The organism is Agrobacterium tumefaciens, from assembly GCF_013337285.1.
GTDB classification, from domain to species: Bacteria; Pseudomonadota; Alphaproteobacteria; order Rhizobiales; family Rhizobiaceae; genus Agrobacterium; species Agrobacterium burrii.
In genome coordinates this window covers 25,194-49,817 of the sequence record NZ_SUPW01000004.1, presented here as the reverse complement: position 1 = coordinate 49,817, position 24,624 = coordinate 25,194, and the positions used below count along the sequence as shown (strand labels likewise).

General features: G+C 59.4%; 22 protein-coding genes and 1 other RNA gene. 17 read left to right on the top strand and 6 right to left on the bottom strand.

Going from position 1 to position 24,624, the window contains the following annotated elements; genetic code table 11:
- The first annotated feature begins 215 nt into the window (after positions 1 to 215).
- Together FCH38_RS13095 and FCH38_RS13090 are read left to right on the top strand one after the other, a co-directional pair.
- A complete protein-coding gene (locus tag FCH38_RS13095) occupies positions 216 to 650 on the top strand; it encodes a MarR family winged helix-turn-helix transcriptional regulator (RefSeq protein ID WP_153515324.1) in 435 nt (144 codons plus the stop codon).
- A 241-nt stretch (positions 651 to 891) separates the two neighbouring features.
- Entirely contained in the window at positions 892 to 2,283 is a 1,392-nt protein-coding gene (locus FCH38_RS13090) for a dipeptidase (RefSeq protein ID WP_174374046.1), read from the top strand.
- Positions 2,284 to 2,692: 409 nt separating this feature from the next.
- Here FCH38_RS13090 and FCH38_RS13085 read toward each other — a convergent pair whose 3' ends face one another.
- A complete protein-coding gene (locus FCH38_RS13085) occupies positions 2,693 to 2,902 on the bottom strand; it encodes a cold-shock protein (RefSeq protein WP_153515326.1) in 210 nt (69 codons plus the stop codon).
- Positions 2,903 to 3,379: 477 nt separating this feature from the next.
- Here FCH38_RS13085 and FCH38_RS13080 point away from each other — a divergent pair, with 477 nt between their 5' ends.
- From FCH38_RS13080 to FCH38_RS13070, 3 genes are all read left to right on the top strand, one after another.
- Positions 3,380 to 3,838, top strand: coding sequence for a YbaK/EbsC family protein (locus tag FCH38_RS13080; RefSeq protein WP_174374045.1), 459 nt, complete (start codon positions 3,380 to 3,382; stop codon positions 3,836 to 3,838).
- Between the two features lie 145 nt (positions 3,839 to 3,983).
- Positions 3,984 to 6,287, top strand: a complete 2,304-nt coding sequence (locus tag FCH38_RS13075; RefSeq protein ID WP_174374044.1) for a transglycosylase domain-containing protein — start codon at positions 3,984 to 3,986, stop codon at positions 6,285 to 6,287.
- A gap of 290 nt (positions 6,288 to 6,577) precedes the next feature.
- Positions 6,578 to 7,306, top strand: coding sequence for a sugar transferase (locus FCH38_RS13070; protein WP_174374043.1), 729 nt, complete (start codon positions 6,578 to 6,580; stop codon positions 7,304 to 7,306).
- 78 nt (positions 7,307 to 7,384) lie between these two features.
- Here FCH38_RS13070 and FCH38_RS13065 read toward each other — a convergent pair whose 3' ends face one another.
- Positions 7,385 to 7,960 (bottom strand): c-type cytochrome, encoded by a 576-nt coding sequence (locus FCH38_RS13065; RefSeq protein WP_149898200.1) that lies wholly within the window; start codon positions 7,958 to 7,960, stop codon positions 7,385 to 7,387.
- Positions 7,961 to 8,110: 150 nt separating this feature from the next.
- On the opposite strand from FCH38_RS13065, the gene FCH38_RS13060 reads away from it, so the two are divergent.
- Positions 8,111 to 8,866, top strand: a complete 756-nt coding sequence (locus tag FCH38_RS13060) for a 3-deoxy-manno-octulosonate cytidylyltransferase (protein WP_174374042.1) — start codon at positions 8,111 to 8,113, stop codon at positions 8,864 to 8,866.
- A gap of 11 nt (positions 8,867 to 8,877) precedes the next feature.
- Complete coding sequence (locus FCH38_RS13055) at positions 8,878 to 9,753, top strand: prephenate dehydratase (protein ID WP_174374041.1); 876 nt, start codon at positions 8,878 to 8,880, stop codon at positions 9,751 to 9,753.
- Between the two features lie 17 nt (positions 9,754 to 9,770).
- On the opposite strand, the gene nudC is transcribed toward FCH38_RS13055, so the two are convergent.
- Entirely contained in the window at positions 9,771 to 10,730 is a 960-nt protein-coding gene (gene nudC, locus FCH38_RS13050) for an NAD(+) diphosphatase (protein WP_174374190.1), read from the bottom strand.
- Positions 10,731 to 10,732: 2 nt separating this feature from the next.
- Entirely contained in the window at positions 10,733 to 11,161 is a 429-nt protein-coding gene (locus FCH38_RS13045) for an HIT domain-containing protein (protein ID WP_174374040.1), read from the bottom strand.
- 65 nt (positions 11,162 to 11,226) lie between these two features.
- Between FCH38_RS13045 and ffs the strand changes: the two genes are divergently transcribed.
- The 3 genes from ffs (at position 11,227) to FCH38_RS13030 (ending at position 13,626) form a co-directional block, all read left to right on the top strand.
- Positions 11,227 to 11,323, top strand: an RNA gene (gene ffs / locus FCH38_RS13040) — signal recognition particle sRNA small type.
- A gap of 77 nt (positions 11,324 to 11,400) precedes the next feature.
- The gene (locus FCH38_RS13035) at positions 11,401 to 13,275 is read left to right on the top strand and encodes a DNA polymerase III subunit gamma/tau (RefSeq protein WP_174374039.1); all 1,875 of its coding nucleotides are present in this window, start codon (positions 11,401 to 11,403) and stop codon (positions 13,273 to 13,275) included.
- 27 nt (positions 13,276 to 13,302) lie between these two features.
- Positions 13,303 to 13,626 carry a YbaB/EbfC family nucleoid-associated protein gene (locus tag FCH38_RS13030; RefSeq protein WP_149898194.1) on the top strand — a complete coding sequence of 108 codons (324 nt, stop codon included), beginning with the start codon at positions 13,303 to 13,305 and terminating at the stop codon, positions 13,624 to 13,626.
- A gap of 9 nt (positions 13,627 to 13,635) precedes the next feature.
- On the opposite strand, the gene FCH38_RS13025 is transcribed toward FCH38_RS13030, so the two are convergent.
- Positions 13,636 to 14,271, bottom strand: a complete 636-nt coding sequence (locus FCH38_RS13025; protein ID WP_174374038.1) for an MOSC domain-containing protein — start codon at positions 14,269 to 14,271, stop codon at positions 13,636 to 13,638.
- Between the two features lie 37 nt (positions 14,272 to 14,308).
- Here FCH38_RS13025 and recR point away from each other — a divergent pair, with 37 nt between their 5' ends.
- Together recR and FCH38_RS13015 are read left to right on the top strand one after the other, a co-directional pair.
- Positions 14,309 to 14,914, top strand: a complete 606-nt coding sequence (gene recR, locus FCH38_RS13020; RefSeq protein ID WP_174374037.1) for a recombination mediator RecR — start codon at positions 14,309 to 14,311, stop codon at positions 14,912 to 14,914.
- A gap of 39 nt (positions 14,915 to 14,953) precedes the next feature.
- Entirely contained in the window at positions 14,954 to 16,219 is a 1,266-nt protein-coding gene (locus FCH38_RS13015) for a lytic murein transglycosylase (RefSeq protein ID WP_174374036.1), read from the top strand.
- A 164-nt stretch (positions 16,220 to 16,383) separates the two neighbouring features.
- Here the strand turns inward: FCH38_RS13015 and FCH38_RS13010 are convergent, their stop codons facing one another.
- Positions 16,384 to 18,012 carry an MFS transporter gene (locus tag FCH38_RS13010; RefSeq protein ID WP_174374035.1) on the bottom strand — a complete coding sequence of 543 codons (1,629 nt, stop codon included), beginning with the start codon at positions 18,010 to 18,012 and terminating at the stop codon, positions 16,384 to 16,386.
- 286 nt (positions 18,013 to 18,298) lie between these two features.
- Here FCH38_RS13010 and rimP point away from each other — a divergent pair, with 286 nt between their 5' ends.
- The 5 genes from rimP to rbfA all read left to right on the top strand — a co-directional run bounded on the left by rimP (position 18,299) and on the right by rbfA (position 24,624).
- On the top strand, positions 18,299 to 18,895 hold the full coding sequence (gene rimP / locus FCH38_RS13005) for a ribosome maturation factor RimP (RefSeq protein WP_149898190.1): 597 nt from the start codon (positions 18,299 to 18,301) through the stop codon (positions 18,893 to 18,895).
- Positions 18,896 to 18,959: 64 nt separating this feature from the next.
- Complete coding sequence (gene nusA / locus FCH38_RS13000; RefSeq protein ID WP_174374034.1) at positions 18,960 to 20,576, top strand: transcription termination factor NusA; 1,617 nt, start codon at positions 18,960 to 18,962, stop codon at positions 20,574 to 20,576.
- A complete protein-coding gene (locus tag FCH38_RS12995; protein ID WP_149898188.1) occupies positions 20,573 to 21,274 on the top strand; it encodes an RNA-binding protein in 702 nt (233 codons plus the stop codon). Before nusA ends, FCH38_RS12995 begins: the two co-directional genes overlap by 4 nt.
- A gap of 101 nt (positions 21,275 to 21,375) precedes the next feature.
- Positions 21,376 to 24,132: a translation initiation factor IF-2 gene (gene infB, locus FCH38_RS12990; protein ID WP_174374033.1), complete on the top strand. Its 2,757-nt coding sequence runs from the start codon at positions 21,376 to 21,378 to the stop codon at positions 24,130 to 24,132.
- A 75-nt stretch (positions 24,133 to 24,207) separates the two neighbouring features.
- Positions 24,208 to 24,624, top strand: coding sequence for a 30S ribosome-binding factor RbfA (gene rbfA, locus FCH38_RS12985; protein WP_149898186.1), 417 nt, complete (start codon positions 24,208 to 24,210; stop codon positions 24,622 to 24,624).

The window sequence follows — 24,624 nt, the reverse complement described above, 5'->3', positions numbered from 1 at the left end:
ATTGCCGGCTCGTCCCCCGCCGCATCAGACCGGACAAAGGCCTTTCCCCCTCTCCGGGCCTTTGTCCTCCAATATGACCGCCATGGCCGATCCCTCCCGGCCATGGCGGTTTTATTTTGTGCGGGGTGCCGGGCTGGCATAAACATATCATACGATATATATCGCGCTATCGAATTGCCGGAATGTGCCGGCGGAAATGCTCTACGGACGGTAGAATGGGATTTTCCCGGGACGAATCGGCAATTTATCTCGCCACGAAAATGGCGCGGGAATTCACCATGGCGCTGCAAAAAAGAGCCGCTGCCTTGGGTTTTTCCCCCGGGCAATTCCCCATTCTCATCGAGCTATGGCATGAGGAAGGCCTGACGCAGCGGCAATTGCTTGATAGAATCGACGTCGAACAGGCAACGCTTGCCAATACCCTCTCACGTATGGAGCGTGACGGGCTGATCATCCGCAAATCCCATCCCAGCGACCGCCGCGCCCAGATCATTGAACTGACCCAGCGCGGCAGGGATCTGGAGGCGAATGCCATTGCAGCGTCCGAGGCCACCGAAGACACGCTGCTTAAGGATTTCCGTCGTTTCGAAAGACAGCTCCTGCTGGAATATATGCGCCGGGCGATCGAAAGCGCGAAAAAAGCGAAATAGCATTTGCACTTTGAAACCGCTGCTTATTTGGTCCGCGACCTGTCATTGCTGAGGGCTCCGGGTTTTGTTTATGCGTAATTTCGGATGTAAAACCGCTTCGCAGTTTTCCTGAACTGCTCTATCGTTCCGGCGGCTGCACGTTTGGCGATTCACGACACGTCGGCCCCTTGTTCCCACGCGATGCGCGATGCCCGGATGCCTCGTCCATCGCCGGGTCACGACAGACATGACAGGATCAGCGATGACAGACCTTTCCCCCATTCTTTCCACCGCCGACGACAATCTTACATCCAGCCTCGAGCGGCTGTTCGAACTGGTGCGCATTCCGTCGATTTCCACGGATCCGGCCTATAAGGCGGAGTGCCGCAAGGCGGCGGAATGGCTGGTCAGAACGCTCTCCTCACTGGGATTTGAGGCTTCCGTTCGCGATACGGCCGGTCATCCGATGGTGGTGGCGCATCACGATGCAGCCACCAAAGACGCACCACATGTGCTTTTTTACGGCCACTACGATGTGCAGCCCGTTGATCCGCTCAATCTCTGGGAAAACGACCCGTTTGAGCCGACCGTGAAAGATATCGGTGCCGGTCGTCAGGTGATTACCGGACGCGGAACGGCTGACGATAAGGGCCAGCTGATGACCTTCGTGGAAGCGTGCCGGGCTTACAAGGGCGTCAATGGCGGCCTGCCGCTGCGCGTCACCATTCTCTTTGAGGGCGAAGAGGAATCCGGCTCACCCTCGCTGAAGCCGTTCCTCGAAGCCAATGCGGATGAGCTGAAGGCCGATTATGCGCTGGTCTGCGATACCGGCATGTGGGACCGCGATACGCCCGCCATCGCAGCTGCGCTGCGCGGCCTCGTCGGTGAAGAAATTGTCATCACCGCAGCCGACCGCGATCTGCATTCGGGTCTTTTCGGGGGTGCGGCCGCAAATCCGATCCACATTCTGACGGATATTTTGGCTGGCCTGCATGACGAGACCGGCCGCGTCACACTTTCCGGCTTTTATGACGGCGTGGAGGAAACTCCTGCCAACATCAAGGCCTCCTGGGAGACGCTGGGGCGCACGGCGGAAGCCTTCCTCGGTGAGGTCGGCCTTTCGGTTCCCTCAGGCGAAAAGGGCCGCACCGTGCTGGAGCAGACCTGGGCGCGGCCGACGGCGGAAGTCAACGGCATCATCGGCGGCTATACCGGCGACGGCTTCAAAACCGTAATCGCCGCAAAAGCTTCCGCCAAGGTGTCTTTCCGTCTGGTTGGCGAACAAAACCCAGCGGCCATTCGTGAGAACTTCCGGGCTTATGTGCGCTCGAAAATCCCGGCGGATTGCTCGGTGGAGTTTCATGAGCATGGCGCATCGCCGGCCATCCAGCTTTCCTATGATTCACCCGTACTGACCAAGGCCAAAAACGCGCTTTCGGACGAGTGGCCAAAACCCGCGGTCGTCATCGGCATGGGCGGCTCGATCCCGATCGTCGGTGATTTCCAGAAGATGCTGGGCATGGATTCGCTGCTTGTCGGCTTCGGCCTTACCGACGACCGCATTCATTCGCCCAATGAAAAATACGACCTGCAGTCCTTCCACAAGGGCATCCGCTCCTGGGTCCGCATCCTCGACGCGCTGGCGGCGAAATAATCAAAAAAAGAGGAGGCGTCGGCTACCCGGCTCCTCCCCCCTTTTTGTTTGGTGCTCAAAAACAAAAAGGCCGGGGCAAGCCCGACCTTTCCATCCGTTTTCGTCAATGCCAGTACATCCGTGGTCAAAGCGTTCAACGGTCTGATGCTTCAGAGCGCGTCGATCATGTCGACGCTGCTTTCACGATCAGGATCAGCTGTTTCGGTTAATCTTTGGTTAACACGACAACAACGGCACTATTAAAATGCCCGCCTGACAGTTTTCATCCGAAACACTGTTGAACCCTATATTGGTATGCGATCCGTTCTATTCAAGGTCGGCCCGTTCAGGACCATCTTTCAAAAGAAAAAGGCCGGAAGAATCCGGCCTTTCCATTCATGTCAGTGGCCCGTGGGGGCCAGAGCGCTTATCAGGAAACGACGAGATCGCTTGCGGACATCTTGCCCGAGCGGCGATCCTGCATCAGCTCGTAGGAGAGCTTCTGACCGTCGTTGAGGGCGGTCAGACCAGCGCGCTCAACAGCGGAGATGTGCACGAATACGTCCTGCGAACCGTCGTCAGGCTGAATGAAGCCGTAGCCCTTGGTTGCGTTGAACCACTTTACTGTACCAGTCGCCATAACGATTTCCTTCCGTTGGCAAATTGTATTTGCACTGCAAGCAGTGCGGTCTTGGGTCGAATTTGAAGGAAAGATCGTCGTGTGCACCCGAAAAGGCGCCGAAGCTCTGGTCGTCAAACAAATATCGATGGGCGAACACCTAGGTTGGCAAGGGCTAAAAGTCAAGTTTCTTTGAAAACAGCGTGATCTTTATGAAGCACGAGCAAACCGAAGCCGCTGAAAACAGGGCCTGAAACAGCAAAAACCCGGCGCGGGAGGAGGTGCGCCGGGTTCTTGAAACTGACTGACAATTGGGAGGAGGAGTATTGTCAGTCCAATCGGGCGACGCTGGGAGGAGGAGTGCGTCGCTTCGATGGTTTGAACATACAGGATATCAGCTCAAAAAACAGACACTTCATCGCAGCGCAGCATTGCATAAAATGCATAGCTATCTCCTGGTGTCTTGAAGCTCGCTCGGTTACCGCCTAATAAATACGCATGACTATCGAATCCGTGAGAGCCTTCTTCACCGAGAAATTGCCGGAAGTGACCGTTATCGAAACGGAAGCCAGTTCGGCAACCGTCTCGCTGGCCGCCGAAGCACATGGCGTCGCCCCCGACCAGATCGCCAAAACTATATGCCTGAAGGCTGGCGACACCATTCTTCTCGTCGTCGCCGCGGGTACGAAGCGGCTCGACAACCGGAAATTCCGCGATCATTTCGGCACCAAGCCGCGCATGCTGGGGCCGGAAGAGGTCGTTACGGTGACCAGCCATCCCGTCGGCGGCGTATGCCCTTTCGGGCTGCCCTCACCTCTTCCGGTATTTTGCGACATATCGCTGAAAAATTATGATGAAGTGGTGCCGGCGGCCGGCGCCACCAATGCGGCGGTGCGGATTTCGCCCGATGCCATGGCTGAATTGACGGGAGCGAAATGGGTCGACGTCTGCCAATGACGGCGATTTGATCCCGTCTGAACTTAACCCCGCCTTAAATTGCCGCATTTAAACTCTTCATCCTGGATTAAGGATCGCGCCGGCATAGAAGCCTGAAAGTCATATGGGTGCGCGGCGTCGTGAATTAAGGAGCAATTTCGGCTGAATGGCAGGCAAGGGCAAATCACGCGATCGGGTAGAACCTTCCTTCGGGGATTTCCACGAGTCCGGTGATGATCTGCGCCTCGACGCCAGCGAGCGCATCAGCGGGACCGCAAAGCAGCCCGCCAGAAAACCGAAGGCCACCACCGGTCGCGCCAAATCGCAGAAAAAAGAAAAGCGCATCCGCAATTCCTCCGGCCGCGGCGCGACGGGCATTGTCCGTTCGTTGGTTTACTGGTGCGTCGTACTCGGGATCTGGGGCGGTATCGGCGTTGCCGGCCTTGTCCTCTATTATGGCGCACGCATGCCCAGCGCCAGCAGCTGGTCCATTCCCGAACGCCCGCCGAATGTGAAGATCGTTTCGGTCAATGGCAGCGTGCTTGCCAATCGCGGCACGACAGGCGGCGAGGCGCTCGCGCTGGAAGACATGTCGCCTTATATTCCGCAGGCCGTCATGGCGATCGAGGACCGGCGGTTTTATTCGCATTTCGGCATCGATCCGCTCGGTCTCGGCCGTGCGATCGTGACGAATGTGCTGACGGGGCGAACCGTGCAGGGCGGCTCGACGCTGACGCAGCAGCTGGCGAAAAACCTGTTCCTCTCTCCCGACCGGACGCTGGAGCGCAAGGTTCAGGAAGTGCTTTTGTCCTTCTGGCTGGAACATGAATTCACCAAGGACCAGATTCTCGCGATGTATCTCAATCGCGTCTATTTCGGGTCCAACGCCTATGGCGTCGAGGCGGCTTCCCGGCGTTACTTCAACAAATCCGCGCGCGACGTCAATCTGGGCGAAGCGGCGATGCTTGCCGGGCTTCTTAAAGCGCCCTCGCGCCTTTCACCGGCACGGGATCCGCAGGCGGCGGAAGAGCGGGCGCAGGTGGTGCTGCAATCCATGCGCGATGTCGGCTTCATCACCGACGATGAAATCAAGACGGCCATGTCGCAGCCGCCGACCAAAGCCAAACGTTTCTGGTCCGGCGCCGAACATTACGCTGCCGATATGGTTCTGGAGGAAGTGCGCAGCCTGGTTGGCGATGTCAAGCAGGATATCGTTGTCGATACGACCATCGACCCCAATCTCGAGCGTGACGCCGAAAAGGCGCTTACCCATGTGTTACAGGGTGACGGCAAGAAGCAGGGCGCTTCGCAGGCGGCGCTGGTTTCCATCGATGGCACGGGCGCGATCCGGGCCGTGGTGGGCGGGGCGGATTATGCCGAAAGCCAGTTCAACCGCGCCGCCAAGGCGAAACGTCAACCCGGCTCGGCATTCAAGCCCTTCGTATACGTGGCCGCGCTTGAATCGGGGCTTACCCCCTACACCATTCGCAATGACGGGCCGGTCCGCATCGGAAACTGGACCCCGGAAAACTACGAGAAGAAATATCGCGGCGAAGTCACGCTTGCCACCGCGCTTGCCAACTCTCTGAACACGATCGCCGCGCAACTGGTTATGGAAGTTGGCCCCGACCGTGTGACGCAGGTGGCGCATCGCATGGGCATCGAATCGGAGTTGCAGAACAACGCCTCCATCGCTCTCGGCACCTCGGAAGTGTCGCTGATGGAGCTGACCGCTTCCTACGCACCCTTCATGAATGGCGGCTACAAGGCGACGCCGCATATCGTCAAGCGTATTACAGACGCCGACGGGAAGGTGCTTTACGAAAACAAATACGACAATCCGCCACGTGTGCTGAGTGAGGAAATCGCCGCGACGATGAACGGCATGCTGTCGCGCGTCATCACCGAAGGCACGGGCAAGGCCGCACGCCTGCAAGGCTGGCAGGCGGCGGGAAAATCCGGCACCACCCAATCCTTCCGCGACGCACTTTTTGTCGGCTATACAAGCAATCTCACCACAGGCGTCTGGTTCGGCAATGACGACGGCACCTCGATGAAAAAGGTGACCGGCGGCGGGCTTCCGGCAAGGGCCTGGAAAGATTTCATGACCGCCGCCCATTCCGGGCTTTCGCCTTCGCCGCTCTTCGGCCTTGGCGCGGGTGCCGTGCCGCCGCTTGGGGAAATGCAGCAACCGGCGCCCGAAAACGCACCTTCCTCCATCGGCGACATCATATCCAATGCGCTCGGCGGCGGCGCAACGAACACCCGAGCCTATCCCGAAGCGCCGGTTTCACCGAACCCTGCTCAGCCGGGTGTCGCTATGCCGCCCGCAAATATCCCGTCCCGCGACATCGAACCCGGCTATGCGGCCGGCAATGGGCCCGTTCCGCCTGCCGATATCGGTGGTGAGGCGTCTCCGAATTCCAGGCCAAAACAGACGACCCTGCTTGATATTCTGATGGGTAATTAATCGCCTTTTTGGTAGCCGTCCGACCAGTTAGGTGGCGAACGGTAAAGCGCGTCGATCCTGCTATCTTCTCCACGACGCCATCCGTTTTCCAGCAGCTTAATCATCTGCGACCACAGCCGGCAGCCGACGTGGCGTTGGCTCCGCAACATATGCGTGCATCTGCATTAACCGTAGATTGCTATTTGCGCAGTGATAGCTAAATTTCAGATGACTTTTACGGTAAATGAATTATTAATCGATCATATAAATTAATTTTCTTGTTTCATAATAACTTTTCAGGGTTCCATATTATGCTGGGTACTAAAGGCTCATCGCATGCCGTTTTTTACGGTGCTCCCTATCCTGCGACCGCCAGTTTCGAACCGGCGGAAATGCAAACTTCCATTTCGGAAAAAAGCCCATCAACGCTGCAGCGCGGCCAGTTCGCGCTCAAAAGAACAATCGACATTGCAGGGGCGTCCATCGCCCTTGTCGCGCTCGCTCCCGTATTGCTGACGGTTGCGGCGCTGGTCAAATTCGATAGCAAGGGGCCAGTCCTGTTCTCGCAGGTCCGCTGGGGCATGAACGGGCGTAAAATCCGCGTCTATAAATTTCGCTCCATGCAGACCGAACTGGGCGACGCCACCGGCGTGGCGCAAACAGTGAAGAACGACCCGCGCATAACCCGTATCGGCGCAGTTCTGCGCCGCACGAACATCGATGAATTGCCACAGCTTATCAATGTACTGAAGGGCGACATGTCGCTTGTCGGCCCGCGCTGCCATGCCATCGGCATGCTGGCGGCCGGCCGCCCTTACGAAGAGCTGGTTCCTCATTATCATATGCGGCACCAGATGCGGCCGGGTATTACCGGCCTTGCACAGATGCGAGGGCTGCGCGGCCCGACGGATCGTAGTGACAAGGCGCGGGCGCGGATTGTCTCCGATCTTTATTACGTCGACAATTTCTCGGTCTGGCTGGATATCAGGATCATGGTCGGAACCGTGATTTCCGAATTGCGCGGCGGCAAGGGCTTCTGATCTTTTAAGAGCGGACATGCCGTAGAATGAAAAAGCCCGGCATCACTGCCGGGCTTTTTCATGAATCAGATTTTTTCTTCAGTTCGTCGGCGCGGGAGCAGCTGCCGGATCCGGCAGCGGCGCAGGGTTCGCCGACAGCGTGCGCAGATAAGCGATCAGATCGGCTCTTTCCGTTTCTTTCTTCACACCCGCAAAGCCCATGGCCGTTCCGGGAACGTGTTTCTTGGGAGATTCGAGGAAGAAGCTGAGATGATCGTAATCCCAATTCACGGAACCGCCCTTGGAGAAATCCTTCATGCCCGCGGAATAGCTGAAACCTGCATGGCTGGCGATCGGCCGGTTGACGATATCGAAGAGATTGGGGCCGACCTTGTTTGCACCACCACTCTCTCCGGTATGACAGCTCGTACACTTCTTGAAGACCGTTTCGCCCTTGGCAGCGTCGGCGCTCGCAAGCAATTGCGCGATTGGTGTCGCTGCGGCAGCGGCTTCTCCGCCGGCTGCTTCACCGCCGCTTTCTGCAGCAGCAATAGCATAACCTTCCTTCTCGGGCGTGGGCGCATGAAAAATGCCCTCAGACGCAATTGACACCGACATCAGGACAAAAACCGTACCCAGCAACGCCCCAACGCCCATATTTACATAAGAATTCATCTATATGCGCTCCCTCGCATCCGCTCCATATAACCGGGCATCTTGAAATTACTCGAAAGCTATGGCTTTTGCACAGCCTGCGCAACTTGAATAATGGTCCCCACTCCGTGACGTTTTGACACTTTTCGGAGGGGATTTGAAGGGTGTCGGATGAAGAATCGGGATTTCGAGAAAGCTGTCGTCCTCATACCGGCACGGATGGCATCCACACGCCTGCCGGGCAAGCCGCTTGCGGATATTGGCGGCAAGCCGATGATCGTTCAGGTGGCGTTGCGTGCACGAGAAGCAGGTGCGGAACGAATCGTCGTTGCGGTGGATGACGAACAGGTTTTTTCGGCTGTTCAAACCGCCGGTTTCGACGTGATGATGACGCGGGACGACCACCAGTCCGGCTCGGACCGCATTTTCGAAGCGCTGCAAAAGGCCGATCCTTACGGCAACGCCGAATACGTCATCAATGTGCAGGGTGATCTCCCGACCATCGAGGCGGAGACGATCCGCGCCTCTCTGCGCCCGCTCGAGAACCCCGCCGTCGACATCGCCACTCTAACGGTGGAAATCACTGACGAAGACGAAAAAATCAATCCGAACGTCGTGAAAGTCGTGGGCAGCCCGCTCTCCGAAACTCGGCTGCGCGCCCTTTATTTTACGCGTGCGACCGCACCTTCTGGTGACGGCCCGCTTTATCACCATATCGGGCTTTACACCTATCGCCGCGCCGCACTTGAGACATTCGTGAGCCTTCCGCCCTCGCCGCTGGAGAAACGCGAACGGCTGGAACAGTTGCGCGCGCTGGAAGCCGGCATGCGCATCGATGCGGAAATCGTTCGCTCCGTGCCGCTCGGCGTCGACACACCGCATGATCTCGAAAAAGCCCGCACCATTCTTGCAAGCAGAACCTTTTAACGGAAAATTTCATGACCTTGAGCACAAATCGCATTGCCTTTCAGGGCGAATTCGGCGCGAATTCCGACATGGCCTGCCGCGACATGTTCCCGGATATGGAGCCTCTGCCATGCCCCACTTTTGAGGATGCGTTCAACGCCATTGAAAATGGTGAAGCCGATCTCGGCATGATCCCGATCGAGAACACGCTGGCCGGCCGCGTCGCCGATATTCACCATCTGCTGCCGGAATCGCGCCTGCATATCATCGGTGAATATTTCATGCCGATCCGCTTCCAGCTGATGGTGATGCCGGGTGTGAAAAAAGACGAGATCCGCACCGTCCATAGCCACATTCATGCGCTTGGCCAGTGCCGCAAGATCATCCGCTCCAACGGCTGGAAACCGGTTATCGCCGGCGATACCGCAGGCGCTGCCAAGCAGGTTTCGGAAAAGGGCGACCGCAGCATGGCGGCATTGGCACCGCGCCTTGCGGCCGATCTCTATGGTCTCGATATTCTCGCCGAAAATGTCGAGGATTCGGAAAATAACGTCACGCGTTTCGTCGTGCTGTCGCGCGATGAAAACTGGACCAAGCGCCAGCCTGTCGACGAATCTCCCGACGAAGTCGTCGTCACGACCTTCGTATTCAACGTGCGCAATATTCCGGCAGCCCTCTTTAAAGCCATGGGCGGCTTTGCCACCAACGGCATCAACATGACGAAGCTGGAAAGCTACCAGCTGGGCGGAAAATTCGTGGCGACGCAGTTTTACGCCGATATCGAAGGCCATCCGGATGACGAGCCGGTACGGCATGCGCTCGACGAGTTGCGCTTCTTCTCAGAAAAAGTCCGCATTCTCGGCGTCTACAAGGGCCATGCAATGCGCGGCAAGCTCAACCAGAGCTGAGCCTGCCGCAACGCGTTTCATTTCGTCCATTCCACCCAGTCGCGCATCAGCCGGTGCGCGATGGCGCCGCCCGGAGGGGCGGAAAAGCCGTCGCCCGTCGCTGTCTCCAGCATCGTGGCCACCTCAGTGCGCGTAAACCACCGGCAATCCTCCAGTTCGATCTCGTCACGGGCGATATCGAAAGAGAGCGCTTCAGCGTAACAGCCGATCATCAGCGTGTGCGGCATCGGCCACGGCTGAGAGGCGTGATAACGCACGCGGCCGATGTCGACACCGGATTCCTCATGCGTTTCGCGGCGGACGGCCTGCTCGATGGTTTCACCCGGCTCAACGAAGCCGGCAAGGCAGGAATACATGCCCGGCGCAAAATGGGCGCCACGACCAAGCAGGCAAAGATCACGCTCGATATCGATCGTCATCATGATGACGACAGGATCGGTTCGCGGAAAAATAGTGTGATTGCAGGCAGCGCAGATCCGCTTGTAACCGCCGATCCGCAGCTCCATGCTCCCGCCGCATTTTCCGCAAAACCGGTTGTCGGCATTCCAGTGCGTCAGGCTGACAGCCTGGGCAACCTCGCTGAGTAACTCCTCATCGAGCAGATGATCGCGGTAAAGCGTGCGGGCGTCGGCGAGCTTGTAATGGCTCGCCAGATGGTCTTCGGCGACGGCAACCGGCACGGCGATTCTCGGTTCGCCGGTTTCACGGTATCCGAGCAACACGGCATTGTCGAAATCCGGCTGCAATTCGGCCAACTCATAGGCGGAGAACAGGGGATCGATGACCTGATCATCGTGCTTCAGCACAAGCCGGTTACCCGAGAAGGCAAAAATATGGGTGCCGTCGATTTTCAGCGCATCGGCAACGCACTCTTCCGTCCGCTTTTCGGCGAAACGGTCGAGGGCATTTTTTGAAAAGGCTGTCAGCAGGCTTGCTTCGGGATGGGGAGCGTTGGTTTCAAAAATTGTCATTGACATCATCAGAGCGCGCCGGAGATTTTTTTCATGAAAGTTTCCTTTTCGCCCACCGCATAGGGCACCGCCGTTCCGTGACCCCAGATGGGGCCGGGCCAGCAGGTGTCACCTTCATTGCGGGCGATAATATGGACGTGAAGTTGCCGGACGATGTTGCCCAGCGCACCGACATTGATCTTGGTGGCCCCCGTGACATCCTTTAGCGCGGCGGCGACGAGATTGGTCTCAAATGTCAGCATAGCCTGATCGAGCGGGGTCAGATCAAACAATTCGCTGACATCGTCTCGCTGGGGCACCAGCACCAGCCAAGGCCAGCGGTTATCGTTCTGCAAACGCAATTCACATAGTCCCAAACGCGTTACAAGCACACTATCGCGCGCCAGCCTGTCGTCCAGCCGGAATGTCTCCAAGGTGTCCTCCCTGTTTGTTTTCATCGTGATAGCAGTTTTTTGAAGGCTTGGCTTGCATTTGCTGTCGATATTGCCGATATGTGGCCCCGGGAGGTTGGTGGTGGACGAGCCACTCGCCAACCGGGTCAGGTCCGGAAGGAAGCAGCCCTAACGAGCCAGGCACGGGTCGCCGTGCCAGCCTCCCACCTTTTTCAAAATGCCGCTCAGCTTTCGCCGGGCCAGTTCAGCCCCGAAACAAACTGGCAAAACAAACTGGCGAGGCGATGAGCGATACCGTACCCACCACAACAAGCGAATCCCAGAGCGGGACCGGCTACCGGGTACTGGCACGCAAATATCGCCCGAAGGATTTTTCCGATCTGATGGTCGGCCAGGAGCCGATGGTTCGCACGCTGACCAACGCGTTCGAGACCGGACGCATCGCGCAGGCCTATATGCTGACCGGCGTTCGCGGCGTGGGCAAGACGACGACGGCGCGCATTCTCGCCCGGGCGCTGAATTACAAGACCGACCTGATCGACAAGCCGACCATCGACCTGCGCATTCCCGGCGAGCATTGCCAGGCGATCATGGAAGGCCGACATGTCGATGTCATCGAGATGGACGCCGCCTCCCACACCGGTATCGACGACATTCGCGAGATTATCGAGCAGGTGCGTTATCGTCCGGTCTCGGCGCGCTACAAGGTCTATATCATCGACGAAGTGCACATGCTTTCGACGCAGGCCTTCAACGGTCTTTTGAAGACGTTGGAAGAGCCGCCGGAGCATGTGAAATTCATCTTCGCAACCACCGAAATCCGCAAGGTGCCGATTACCGTGCTGTCGCGGTGCCAGCGCTTCGATCTGCGCCGCATCAGCGCCGCCGATCTCGTTGGCCTGTTCACGGCTATTGCCGGCAAGGAAGGTTTTGAGGCTGAGCCACAGGCGCTGTCGATGATCGCCCGTGCGGCCGAGGGTTCGGCCCGTGATGGCCTTTCCCTGCTCGATCAGGCGATTGCCCATGGCGGCGGCCGCGTGGAGGCAGAAGCGGTGCGCGGCATGCTCGGCCTTGCCGACCGCGCGCGCATCGTCGATCTCTTCCAACACGTTATCAAAGGCGATGTCGCCGCCGCGCTTTCAGAATTCAACGGGCAATATGAGGCGGGCGCAAACCCTGTCGTGGTGCTGAACGACCTTGCCGATTTTACCCATCTCGTTACCCGCATGAAATATGTACCTGATGCGGCGGAAGACCCTTCGCTTTCCGAGGTCGAACGCGTGCGTGGTGCGGAATTTGCCGAGACGATTGCGGTGACGGCGCTATCACGCATCTGGCAGATGTTGCTGAAGGGCATACCGGAAACGGAAAATGCCTCGCGTCCGGCAGGTGCTGCCGAAATGGTGCTGATCCGCCTTTCGCATGCCGCCAATCTTCCGGCACCGGAGGATGCGGCACGGCGCCTGCTCGAACTTTCTGCCGGCGATGGTGGCTATGCCAACGGCGCGCCTTCGGGCGGCGGCAATGGCGGCGGCGCACGAGCCTATTCGTCAGCGCAGACCGTGGCGGCCACAAGACCTGTCGATCTTCCGGCCCAGCGCCCGGCGACGCCGCAAACGTCTGCCATACTGCGCGCCGTTCCCGACAGCCGCCCGCACGACATGCAGGTCGTCACGCCGAAGACCGAAGAGCGGCCCGAGCCAAAGGTTCCGGTCAACTCCCTGCAGGATATTGCCGACCTTTGCCAGAAAAACCGCGACCCCGTCATGCGGGCGAAGGTGCGCAATTTCGTACGGCTGGTTCGGCTGGAACCGGGCCGGCTCGATATGCGCCTCGGCGATGGCGCTCCCGGCTCCTTGCCGGGTGAGCTTGGTGTGAGGTTGAAGGAGTGGACCGGTATCCACTGGATCGTCAGCCTCAGCAAGGAAGAGGGCCAGCCGACGCTGGTGGAGGCCGAGGGCAATGCCCGCGACGCCCGCCTTGTTGATGCAAGACAGGACCCGGATGTCGTCGCCATTCTCCAGCAATTTCCCGGCGCAAAGATCACCGACGTTCGCATCCGCGTTGTTGAGCAGGACGAGGCAGACGAGATCGCCCCACCATCGGTCGCCGAATCGAGCGACGGCGACATCCTTCCCGGCGACGACATAGAATTCTAATATATAACAAAAACAGGAGTTTGGCACATGCGTGACATCATGGGTATGATGGGCAAGGTCAAGGAAATGCAGGCTAAGATGGAAAAGATGCAGGCGGATATCGCCGCGCTTGAAGTCGAAGGCAAATCCGGCGGCGGGCTCGTGACCGTGAAGTTGAACGGCAAGGGCAGCCTGCTGGGCCTGAAGATCGACCCGTCGCTGTTTAGGGAAGACGACGTCGAAATTCTCGAAGATCTGATCGTTGCCGCCCATAATGACGCCAAGGAACGTGCCGAGGCCATCACTGCCGAAAAGACCAAAGAAATCACAGCCGGCCTGCCGATTCCGCCCGGCATGAAGCTGCCGTTCTGATATTGGCGCTCATACCTCCAGCATGGCGCGGAAGCGGCTTGCAAGCGGTGTGTCGAGATAGGCAGCGCGTTCCTCCCGCGTCAATTGCATGGGGCGGAAGCGCTGCAAAATAACCGGTATGGGCAGTTTCGTTCCCTCATAGGGTTCGAAGGCGATGCCCTCACCGGCGGCGAGCATTCCGCCTTTCAGCACCCTGCAATAAAAACCCGGATGACCGGCCTGGCGAAAACGCGGTGCGAAGCCGGGGTCGCCGAGCCGGGCTGACAGGGTGGCGCAGGGAATGCGGGCGGCGGTGACCTCCAGCACCACTTCCTTTGCCAAAAACCTGTCGCCCACATGCAATTTGGCGCTGTCGACACCCTCCAGAACCAGATTTTCCCCGAAAAACCCGGGGTCGATGACAAAACCGAGTGTGCGGGACCAGAAATCCAGATCGACCGTGCCCATGACGTAAATCGCCTGATCCGGCCCGCCGTGATGTTTGCGATTGCAGACGGCATCACTGACGATGCCTTCCCCATCCACCATGACCGGGCCTTGCACGGCATATTTGAAAATACCCGTCTTCGTTGTCTTTCCCGGCAAAGACTTTGCCTCACCGCGGCACACCGCCCGTATTTTCATGGACTGCCCTTCGCGCTTCATGATTCCCGTTTCTCGATTTATGCAGTAGAAAGCGCTCATGGCAAAACGAGTCACCGGCCCCGAAATCGAAAAACTGATCCAGCTTCTCGCAAAAGTGCCGGGGCTTGGCCCTCGCTCGGCGCGGCGGGCGGCGCTGCATCTCATCAAGAAGAAGGAGCAGCTTCTGGGTCCTCTCGGACATGCCATGGGTGAAGCCTATGACAAGGTGAAGATCTGCTCCTGCTGCGGCAATGTCGATACCATCGACCCCTGCACCGTCTGCGCCGACGACAGGCGTGATCAGTCTATCATCATCGTGGTGGAAGACGTGTCTGATCTTTGGGCGCTGGAGCGGGCGAGCGCCATGAACACCGCCTATCATGTGCTGGGCGGCACGCTGTCGCCGCTGGATGGCGTCGGGCCGGAAGATTTGAATATCAAGGGATTGATCGACCGCGTCAGTGCCGGTGGTATTCGTGAGCTTATCATCGCCGTCAATGCCACGGTGGAGGGGCAGGCAACCGCCCACTATATCACCGACCGCCTCTCCGATCTCGGCGTCAAGATCACCCGGCTTGCGCATGGCGTGCCGGTGGGCGGCGAGTTGGACTATCTGGACGAAGGCACATTGACGGCAGCGCTTCGAGCCCGCACGACGATCTGACGCCTTCCCTCACTCCGCACGACCCAAAGAGGAGACCGAATGCGAAACCGATTTGCACCCACGGCGCTGGCCGCCATTCTTTCCGTATTTTCAGCGACGGCGGCCTTGGCGCAATCCGTGCCGACAGGGGCGACTGCTGCCCGATACGACGCCGAATTCAATACGTGGCTGAAAAAGGAAATCTGGTCGGAAGCGCGCAAGGCGGGCATTTCGCAAAAGACGCTCGAGGCGGCTCTCAGCGGTCTCTCCATCAACTGGAAGCTGCCTGATCTCATCATCCCCGGCCAGAAACCGCCGAAGGAACAAAGCCAGAGCCAGGCGGAATTCTCTTCACCGGGCGCCTATTTCTCCGAGAAGCGATTGCAGGGGCTTGCCGGCACCGGTCGGTCGCTTGCAGCAACACATGCCGCCACCCTTCGCCGCATCGAAGCGAAATATGGCGTACCCGGCGATATCATCGTGGCGATCTGGGGCCGCGAATCCGGTTTCGGCCGTGCGAAACTGCCGCATTCCGTAGTCGATGTGCTGGCCACGAAGGCCTATATATCAACTCGCAAGGAGATGTTCCGCACCGAGCTGATTGATGCGCTAAAGATCATCGAGAGCGGCGATATTGCAGCCTCGCGCATGATGGGCTCCTGGGCCGGCGCGCTCGGCCAGCCGCAATTCATGCCGTCGAGCTACCTCAAATATGCGGTGGATTTCGATGGCGACGGCCGGCGTGATATCTGGAATTCCGTACCGGACGCGCTGGCATCCATAGCGAACTATCTTTCTCAGCGCGGCTGGCAGCGCAACCGCGACTGGGGTTTCGAAGCCTCGATCCCGGCCAATGTCTCCTGCGCGCAGGAAGGCCCGGACCTTGCGAGGCCGGTGGCCGACTGGGCGAAGATGGGCATTACCCGCATTTCCGGAAAAGCCTTTCCGGCCAATGACCTTACTGCCGATGGCATGATGCTGGTGCCGGCCGGACGGCACGGGCCGGAATTCGTGGTGACGCCGAATTTCTACGTCATCAAGGAATATAACAATTCCGACCTCTACGCCCTGTTCATCGGTAATCTCGCCGATCGCATCGCCCATGGGGCGGGGCCGTTCAAGGCGGAATGGGGCAGTGTCGGATCGATGCTGCGATCGGATGTTCTGGCCATGCAGAAGGCGCTCGTCGCCAAGGGTTACGACGTCGGCAAGGCGGACGGTTTGGCCGGCTTCAAAACGCGCCGTTCGCTCGGCGACTGGCAGGCGAAAAATGGGCTGGCCCCGACGTGCTTTCCTGACGCCACACTGAAGGCGAAGCTGAAATAGCAGGTTGACGGCGAAGCGCTAAACTCTCTTCCGTCATGGTCGGACCTGTGCCGAGCATCTGCAACCTATTGATTTTACGATACGTGATTGGATCCTCGGGACAGGCCCGAGGATGACGGGCAGCGCTTGGCAAATGTTGCCACCACTCTCCTCCCCCCAGCCTCTCAATGCTGGTCGGTATGCGGCTTGTGGAAGATATCGTCGGTCGGTGGAATTGTCTGCCGCTCGATCATCCGGTGCACACGCGGCCGTGTCTTGCCACGATGAAGCTCGAGCAACCGGTCCCAGGCCTCCGCATCCGCCTGGGTGCGGCGGTGGTTATGGCGGACATATTCCACCCATGTCGGCACATGGTAGCTTTCGGTCCAGATGTCAGGGTTTTCGAGGTCGCGCATCAGGTTCCAGTTGCGCGCGCCATCCCGGATGCGGATGCGACGGCGTTCGGCCATCAGCGGCAGGAATTCACCGAGATCCTCGTCATGAATTTCATAGTCGATGAGAATGGCGATCGGGCCGCTGCGTGGCTTGATATCCAACCTCAGCGGCGGTTCGACGAAGCGGTTGAGCGGATCGAGATTGAGCGAGGCGAAAGCAGGCATGGCGAGCTTGAGGCCAACGACGACGCCGAGCAGCATCAGCACGCAGGAACAGAGAAGCGAATAGGAAATGCCATAGTCTTCGGCCAGTTCGCCCCACAGCCAGCTGCCGACCGCGATGCCGCCGAAGGTCAGTGTCTGGTAAAGCGACAGCGCCCGGCCCACCACCCAGCGCGGCGTGGAAAGCTGGACGATGGTGTTGAACAGGGAAAGCGCCAGAACCCAGCAGGCGCCGGCGACCGTCAAAACAAGCGAGGTGATGATCGCACTCGTGCTGATTGCCGTTATGCCGGAACTGAAGGCGAAACCTAAAAAGGCGACACGCACGATCCATTCGCTGGACATGACTTCCCGCAGCCGGGCGCTGATCAACGCACCACCAATGGCGCCAACGCCGAATGCACCCAGCATGACGCCATAGGTCAGCGGGCCGCCCTCGACCAGATCGCGGGCAACGACCGGCATCAAGGCCAGGATGGCACTGGCGGAAAGGCCGAAGAGAAAGCCGCGCACCAGCACCTTGCCGATATTGGGCGACATGGCCACATAGCGCATTCCGGCCGATATGGCGGCAAGAAGCTGCTCGCGCGGCAAGGTCGAGGCGTGTTTGGGCGGCTGCCAGCGAAACAGGGCGTAAAGCAGGGTGAAATAGCTCAGCGCGTTGACGAAAAACGCGGCGGCAGCCCCTGCGGCGGCGACGATGATGCCGCCGATGGCGGGGCCGACGCTGCGGGTAATGTTGAAGCCGACGCTGTTCAGCGTCACGGCGGCGGGCAAATCCTCGCGCGGCACCATTTCGCCGACGGAAGCCTGCCAGGACGGATTGTTGAGCGCCGTGCCGCAGCCGATCATGAAAGTGAAGAACAGCAACAGCCAGGGGGTAAGCCAGCCGCACCAGGCAAAAACCGTCAGCAGCACGGAGGCCGTCAGCATCAGGAGTTGCGCGGAAATCATGATGCGTCGACGGTCGAAACTATCGGCCAGCGCGCCTGAAATCAGCGAGAACAGCATGATCGGCAGCGAGGTGGAAGCCTGCACCAGCGCTATCATGTTTTCCGAACTCGACAGCGAGGTCATCATCCATGCCGCACCCACCGCCTGGATCAGCCCGCCGAAATTCGAGGCAAGGCTGGCGATCCAGATTCGTCTGTAAGTCAAATGCCTTAAAGGCGCGAGCGGCGATTTACGGTCAGGCACGATCAGTCCACTTGATGCAACTGCGATCTATCAAACGGCAACTATAGACAGTGCCGGAAATCATGCCAGCCTTTCCGACACGGGGAAGGTGAAAATGTGGCTACCATCGCCATTGAAGCAGGAGCGCCGCGAAAACCTTGCAATCCTGCCCCGATGGGTCTATATGACCCCTGAAATTCTTGATCGCTTGATGAAGAGTGGGGCCGCAAGGCTCCGCTCTTTTTCGTTAGGCGAACCGGAAACCACGGGCCAGGAGCCCGGTGAAAATCAAAGACCGGAAGGCCAGATGGCAGACACCGCACACGAACCGCGACTGATAACCGAAACGGGCATCGACCAGCGCATCGCCGAGATCATCGAGCCTGTTTTGACGGGCATGGGATATCTTCTGGTGCGCGTGCGGCTCTCCAACCAGAACGGCATGACGTTGCAGGTGATGGCCGAGCGCGAAGACGGAACGATGAACGTTCAGGACTGTGAAGCCATCTCGATGGCGATTTCACCGGTTCTTGATGTGGAAGATCCAGTCGAAAAAGCGTATCATCTCGAAGTTTCCTCGCCCGGCATCGATCGGCCGATGGTTCGCAAACTGGATTTCACCCGCTGGCAAGGTCATCTGGTGAAGGTCGAAACCTCCATTCTGGTCGAGAACCGCAAGCGGTTTCGCGGCAAGATCGTCGAGGTCGATGCGGACGGCTTCAAGCTGGAACGTGACCAGATCGCCTATGGCGAAGAACCGACAGTCACCGTTCCGTTCAGCGCGCTTTCCGATGCGAAGCTCATTCTGACGGACGATCTTATTCGTGATGCGTTGCGGGCAGACAAGGCGGCAAAGGCCGCCGCCGCAAACCAGAACGACGAAAACGAAGCAGACGAAGACTAATTGAAACGTAAAAAGGCCCGAAAACGGGCATCCCCGCAATTATGCGACTTACGGAGACATAAAAATGGCAGTGAGTGCTAACCGGCTTGAGCTTCTACAGATCGCCGATGCTGTGGCGCGCGAAAAGGTCATCGACCGCGAAATCGTGCTTGCCGCAATGGCCGACGCTATCCAGAAAGCCGCCCGCTCGCGCTATGGTTCGGAAACCAACATTCGCGCCGACATCAACTCCAAGACCGGCGAAATCCGCCTGCAGCGTCTTCTGGAAGTGGTGGAAGCAGCCGAAGACTATTCGACCCAGATTCCGCTCGAACTGGCCCGCGACCGCAACCCGGACGCCAAGCTCGGCGATTTCATCGCCGATCCGCTGCCACCAATGGATTTTGGCCGTATCGCCGCACAGTCCGCCAAGCAGGTGATCGTGCAGAAGGTTCGTGAAGCCGAGCGTGACCGTCAGTATGACGAATTCAAGGATCGCATCGGCGAAATCGTCAACGGCACCGTCAAGCGTGTCGAATACGGCAATGTCATCGTCGATCTCGGCCGTGGCGAAGGCATCATCCGTCGTGACGAAATGATCCCGCGCGAAAACATGCGTTACGGTGATCGCGTGCGCGCTTACGTTTACGACGTTCGCCGCGAACAGCGCGGCCCGCAGATTTTCCTGTCGCGTACCCATCCGCAGTTCATGGTGAAGCTGTTCACCATGGAAGTTCCGGAAATCTACGACGGCATCATCCAGATCAAGTCGGTTGCCCGTGACCCCGGTTCGCGCGCCAAGATCGCCGTTATCTCGAACGATAGCTCCATCGATCCGGTCGGCGCCTGCGTCGGTATGCGCGGTTCGCGCGTTCAGGCCGTCGTCGGCGAATTGCAGGGTGAGAAGATCGACATCATTCCGTGGAGCCAGGATCCGGCTTCCTTCATCGTCAACGCCCTGCAGCCCGCTGAAGTGGCCAAGGTCGTTCTGGATGAAGAGTCCGAGCGTATCGAAGTGGTGGTTCCCGACGAGCAGCTGTCGCTTGCCATCGGCCGTCGTGGCCAGAACGTGCGTCTGGCATCGCAGCTGACCGGCTGGGATATCGACATCATGACCGAGCAGGAAGAGTCCGAGCGCCGCCAGAAGGAATTCAACGAGCGCACGGCGCTGTTCATGGATGCTCTCGACGTCGACGAGATGGTCGGCCAGGTTCTGGCCTCCGAAGGCTTCGCGCAGGTTGAAGAACTTGCCTATGTCGATCTTGGCGAAATTTCCTCGATCGACGGTTTCGACGAAGACACCGCCGATGAAATCCAGACCCGCGCCCGCGAATATCTGGAACGTCTGGAAGCCGAAATGGACGCCAAGCGCAAGGAACTCGGCGTTGCCGACGAGCTGCGCCAGATCGACGGCCTGACATCGCAGATGATGGTCGCGCTGGGTGAAGACGGCATCAAGACGATCGAAGACTTTGCCGGTTGTGCGGCGGACGATCTGGTCGGCTGGAGCGAGCGCAAGGACGGCGAGACGAAGAAGTTCGAAGGCATCTTCTCCAAGCTCGACGTTTCGCGCGTCGAGGCTGAGAACATGGTGGTACAGGCCCGTCTTCTGGCTGGCTGGATCACGGCCGAAGATCTCGCTTCCGAAGAGGAAGCCGATGCCGAAGCTACCGAGGAGGCGGATACCGCCGAACAGGAATGACATCGCAGGCGCATGAGCCGGACGAGTTGCCCGAAACCGATGAGGACGGGCGGCTGGAAGGCAACGTCAATGGACGTATGTGCATTGTGACACGGCAAAGCGGATCGCCGGATGAGCTGATCCGCTTCGTCGCAGGCCCGGACGGCAGCGTCGTTCCGGATCTGAAACGCCAATTGCCGGGGCGCGGCTGCTGGGTAACACCCGAGCGCGCCCTGATCGAGAAAGCCATTGCGAAGAAGATCTTCGCACGGGCACTCAAACGCGACGTCAAGGCCGGACCGGAGCTTCTTGCTTTGCTCGACCGGCTGATGGCGCAGCAGCTTGCCGGAATGATGAACATGGCGCGCAAGGCGGGCCAGTTCATCAGCGGCGCAACGAAGGTCGATGCCGCCGTCCGGTCCGGGAACGCGATTGCCGTGTTCCACGCAACCGATGCCGCGGCAGACGGCGTTCGAAAACTGGACCAGGCCCGCAGGGCCTGGGCGTTCGGCAGCGATGCCGGCAATGAAATTCCGTCCTTCCGGCTCTTCAGTAGCGCCGAAATGGACGAGTTGATGGGCCAGAATGCTTTTATCCATGCTTGCGCGCTTGCGGGGCAGGCGGGTGAGGGTGTAGTGAAGCGCGCAACGATGCTTGAGCAGTACCGCCTTGGCGGTCGATCTCAGGCGGAACGCGACGCTGCCCGGACAGAACAATGACGCGGTTAACCGACATGAACGGTCGCCGCGTTCCGATGCAGCAATTGAACGACGAGACCTGATGGACGTCATCCGGTTCTCGTCCGAAGGAACGGGAACGAATGACCGACAACAACGACGACAAGACACTTAACGCGCCGGCCAAGAAGACTCTCACCCTCAAGCCGGGCGGGATGAATCAGGGTACCGTGCGGCAGGATATGGGTCGAGGTCGCACAAATGCGGTTGTCGTGGAAACACGCAAGCGCCGCCCCCTACGTCCCGAAGACGAGAAGCCGGTTCAGCCCGTCGTGGCAGCAGCACCAGCGCCGAAGCCCGCGGCACCTGCCCCTGCCCCCGTGGCAGCGCGTCCGCAGGCTCCCCAGCCGCGCATTCATCAGCCAGGCGGCCAGCAGCAGCGTCCGGGTTCTTCCCAGTCGCAGCAGCGTCCCGGCTCGTCCGCACCCCAGCAGCGCCAGCCTGACCGTCCGCGCGGCAACGTTCTGCACGATCTTTCCGCAGGTGAGATGGAAGCCCGTCGCCGTGCGCTGATGGAAGCGCAGGCTCGTGACGTGGTGGAAGCCAAGCAGCGCGCCGAAGACGAAGCCCGCCGCAAGGTCGAGGAAGAACAGCGCATCGCGGCCGAAAAGGTCGAGGCCGCAAACCGCGCTGCCGAAGAGGCTGCGGCTGCCAAGGTAGCGGCAAGCCAGCCTGCTGTTGCGGCGAAATCCGAACCGACCGGCGAAAGGCCGGCTGCGGCCTTTACGCCGGCGCCACGCACCGACGCCCGTCCTCAGTCTGCCACGGCTGCTCCCCGTTCCGCTCCCGCCACGCCTGACGCCGCTGCTCCGCGCGGACGTCGTACCGGTGGTGACGAAGAGGAAGATCGTGGTGCCGTGCGTCGCAGTAGCAGCCTTCCGGCTCGCGGCAAGGTCACGGCTCCGGTTCCGGCCAAGCCCGCTGCCCGCCTCAAGACAGAAGAAGAGCGTCGTCGCGGCAAGCTCACCGTCACATCCAATCTGGAAGAAGACGGCACCCAGCGCGGCCGCTCCATGGCATCCATGCGCCGCCGCCAGGAGAAGTTCCGTCGCAGCCAGATGCAGGAAACCCGCGAAAAGGTTATGCGCGAAGTCATCCTGCCGGAAACCATCACCATTCAGGAACTGTCGCAGCGCATGTCCGAACGCGCCGTCGACGTCATCAAGTTCCTGATGAAGGAAGGCCAGATGATGAAGCCGGGCGACGTGATCGACGCCGATCTGGCGGAACTGATCGCCGTCGAATTCGGCCACACCGTCAAGCGCGTTTCCGAATCCGATGTGGAAGAAGGCATCTTCAACCAGGCGGATGACGCAGGCGAAATGGTTTCCCGTCCGCCGGTCGTCACGATCATGGGTCACGTCGACCACGGCAAGACCTCGCTGCTCGACGCCATCCGTCAGGCGAATGTCGTTTCCGGTGAAGCCGGTGGCATCACCCAGCATATCGGCGCCTATCAGGTCGAGAAGAACGGTCACAAGATCACCTTCATCGACACCCCCGGCCACGCCGCCTTTACGGCCATGCGTGCCCGTGGCGCACAGGCGACCGATATTGCCGTGCTGGTTGTTGCCGCAGACGATAGCGTGATGCCGCAGACGATCGAGTCCATCAATCACGCCAAGGCGGCCGGTGTTCCGATCGTCGTTGCAATCAACAAGATCGACAAGCACGAGGCAAACCCTGAAAAGGTTCGCCAGCAGCTGCTGCAGCACGAAGTTTTCGTGGAATCGATGGGGGGTGAAGTTCTTGATGTCGAGGTTTCGGCCAAGAACAAGCTCAACCTCGACAAGCTGCTCGAAGCGATCCTGCTCCAGGCCGAAATCCTCGATCTGAAGGCGGATCCGAGCCGTACCGCAGAAGGCACGGTCATCGAAGCCGAACTCGACCGTGGCCGTGGCTCGGTTGCCACCGTTCTGGTTCAGAAGGGTACGCTGAAGCCCGGTCAGATCATCGTTGCCGGTGATCAGTGGGGCCGCGTGCGCGCGCTCGTCAACGACAAGGGCGAACACGTCAAGGAAGCCGGTCCGGCCATGCCGGTCGAGGTCCTCGGCCTTTCCGGCACGCCTTCGGCCGGTGACCGTTTTGCGGTCGTCGAAAACGAAAGCCGCGCCCGCGAGATTTCCGAGTATCGCCAGCGTCTGACACGCGACAAGGCTGTCGCCCGCCAGACGGGCCAGCGCGGTTCGCTGGAACAGATGATGAGCCAGCTACAGTCTTCGGGGATGAAGGAATTCCCGCTGCTGATCAAGGGCGACGTGCAGGGCTCGATCGAAGCCATTGCCGGCGCACTCGACAAGCTCGGCACCGACGAAGTTCGTGCCCGCATCGTCCATTCGGGCGCCGGCGGTATCACGGAATCGGATATTTCGCTTGCCGAAGCATCCAACGCCGCGATCATCGGCTTCAACGTGCGTGCCAATGTGCAGGCCCGTCAGGCGGCTGAGCGCGCCGGTATCGAAATCCGCTACTACAACATCATCTACGATCTGGTGGATGACGTTAAGGCGGCCATGTCGGGTCTTCTTTCGCCGGAACGTCGCGAGACCTTCCTCGGCAATGCCGAAATCCTCGAGGTGTTCAACATCACCAAGGTCGGCAAGGTCGCGGGTTGCCGCGTCGTCGAAGGCAAGGTGGAACGTGGTGCGGGTGTGCGTCTGGTACGCGACAACGTCGTCATCCACGAAGGCAAGCTCAAGACCCTCAAGCGCTTCAAGGACGAAGTCAACGAAGTGCCTGTTGGTCAGGAGTGCGGTATGGCATTCGAAAACTACGAAGACATCCGCGCCGGCGACACCATCGAGTGCTTCCGCGTCGAGCACATCACGAGAACGCTCTAAGCGTCTCGTCGCAAAACAGGACTTTACTGTCGGGCGCCGGCTTAACCGGCGCTCGCTTTGTTTGAGGCATTACCCATGGCAAAAGCAACATCATCGGCCCCTTCGCAACGCATGCTGCGCGTTGGCGAACAGGTGCGCGCCGCACTGACGCAAATTCTCCAGCGCGGCGAAGTCCGCGACGATCTGATCGAAAGCGCCGTTATTTCCATCTCGGAAGTGCGCATGTCGCCCGATCTCAAGATCGCGACTGCCTATGTGACGCCGCTTGGCGTTGCCGATCACACCGACATCATCAGCGCGCTGAACCGCCACGCGAAATTCATGCGGGGCCGCCTCGGCCCGCAACTGCGGCAAATGAAATACATGCCGGAACTGCGCTTTCGCGACGATACCAGTTTCGACAACTACCAGAAGATCGACGCACTCCTGCGGTCACCGGAGGTGCAGCGCGATCTTGGACCTTCAAACGAAAAAGACGACGAACAGAACTGA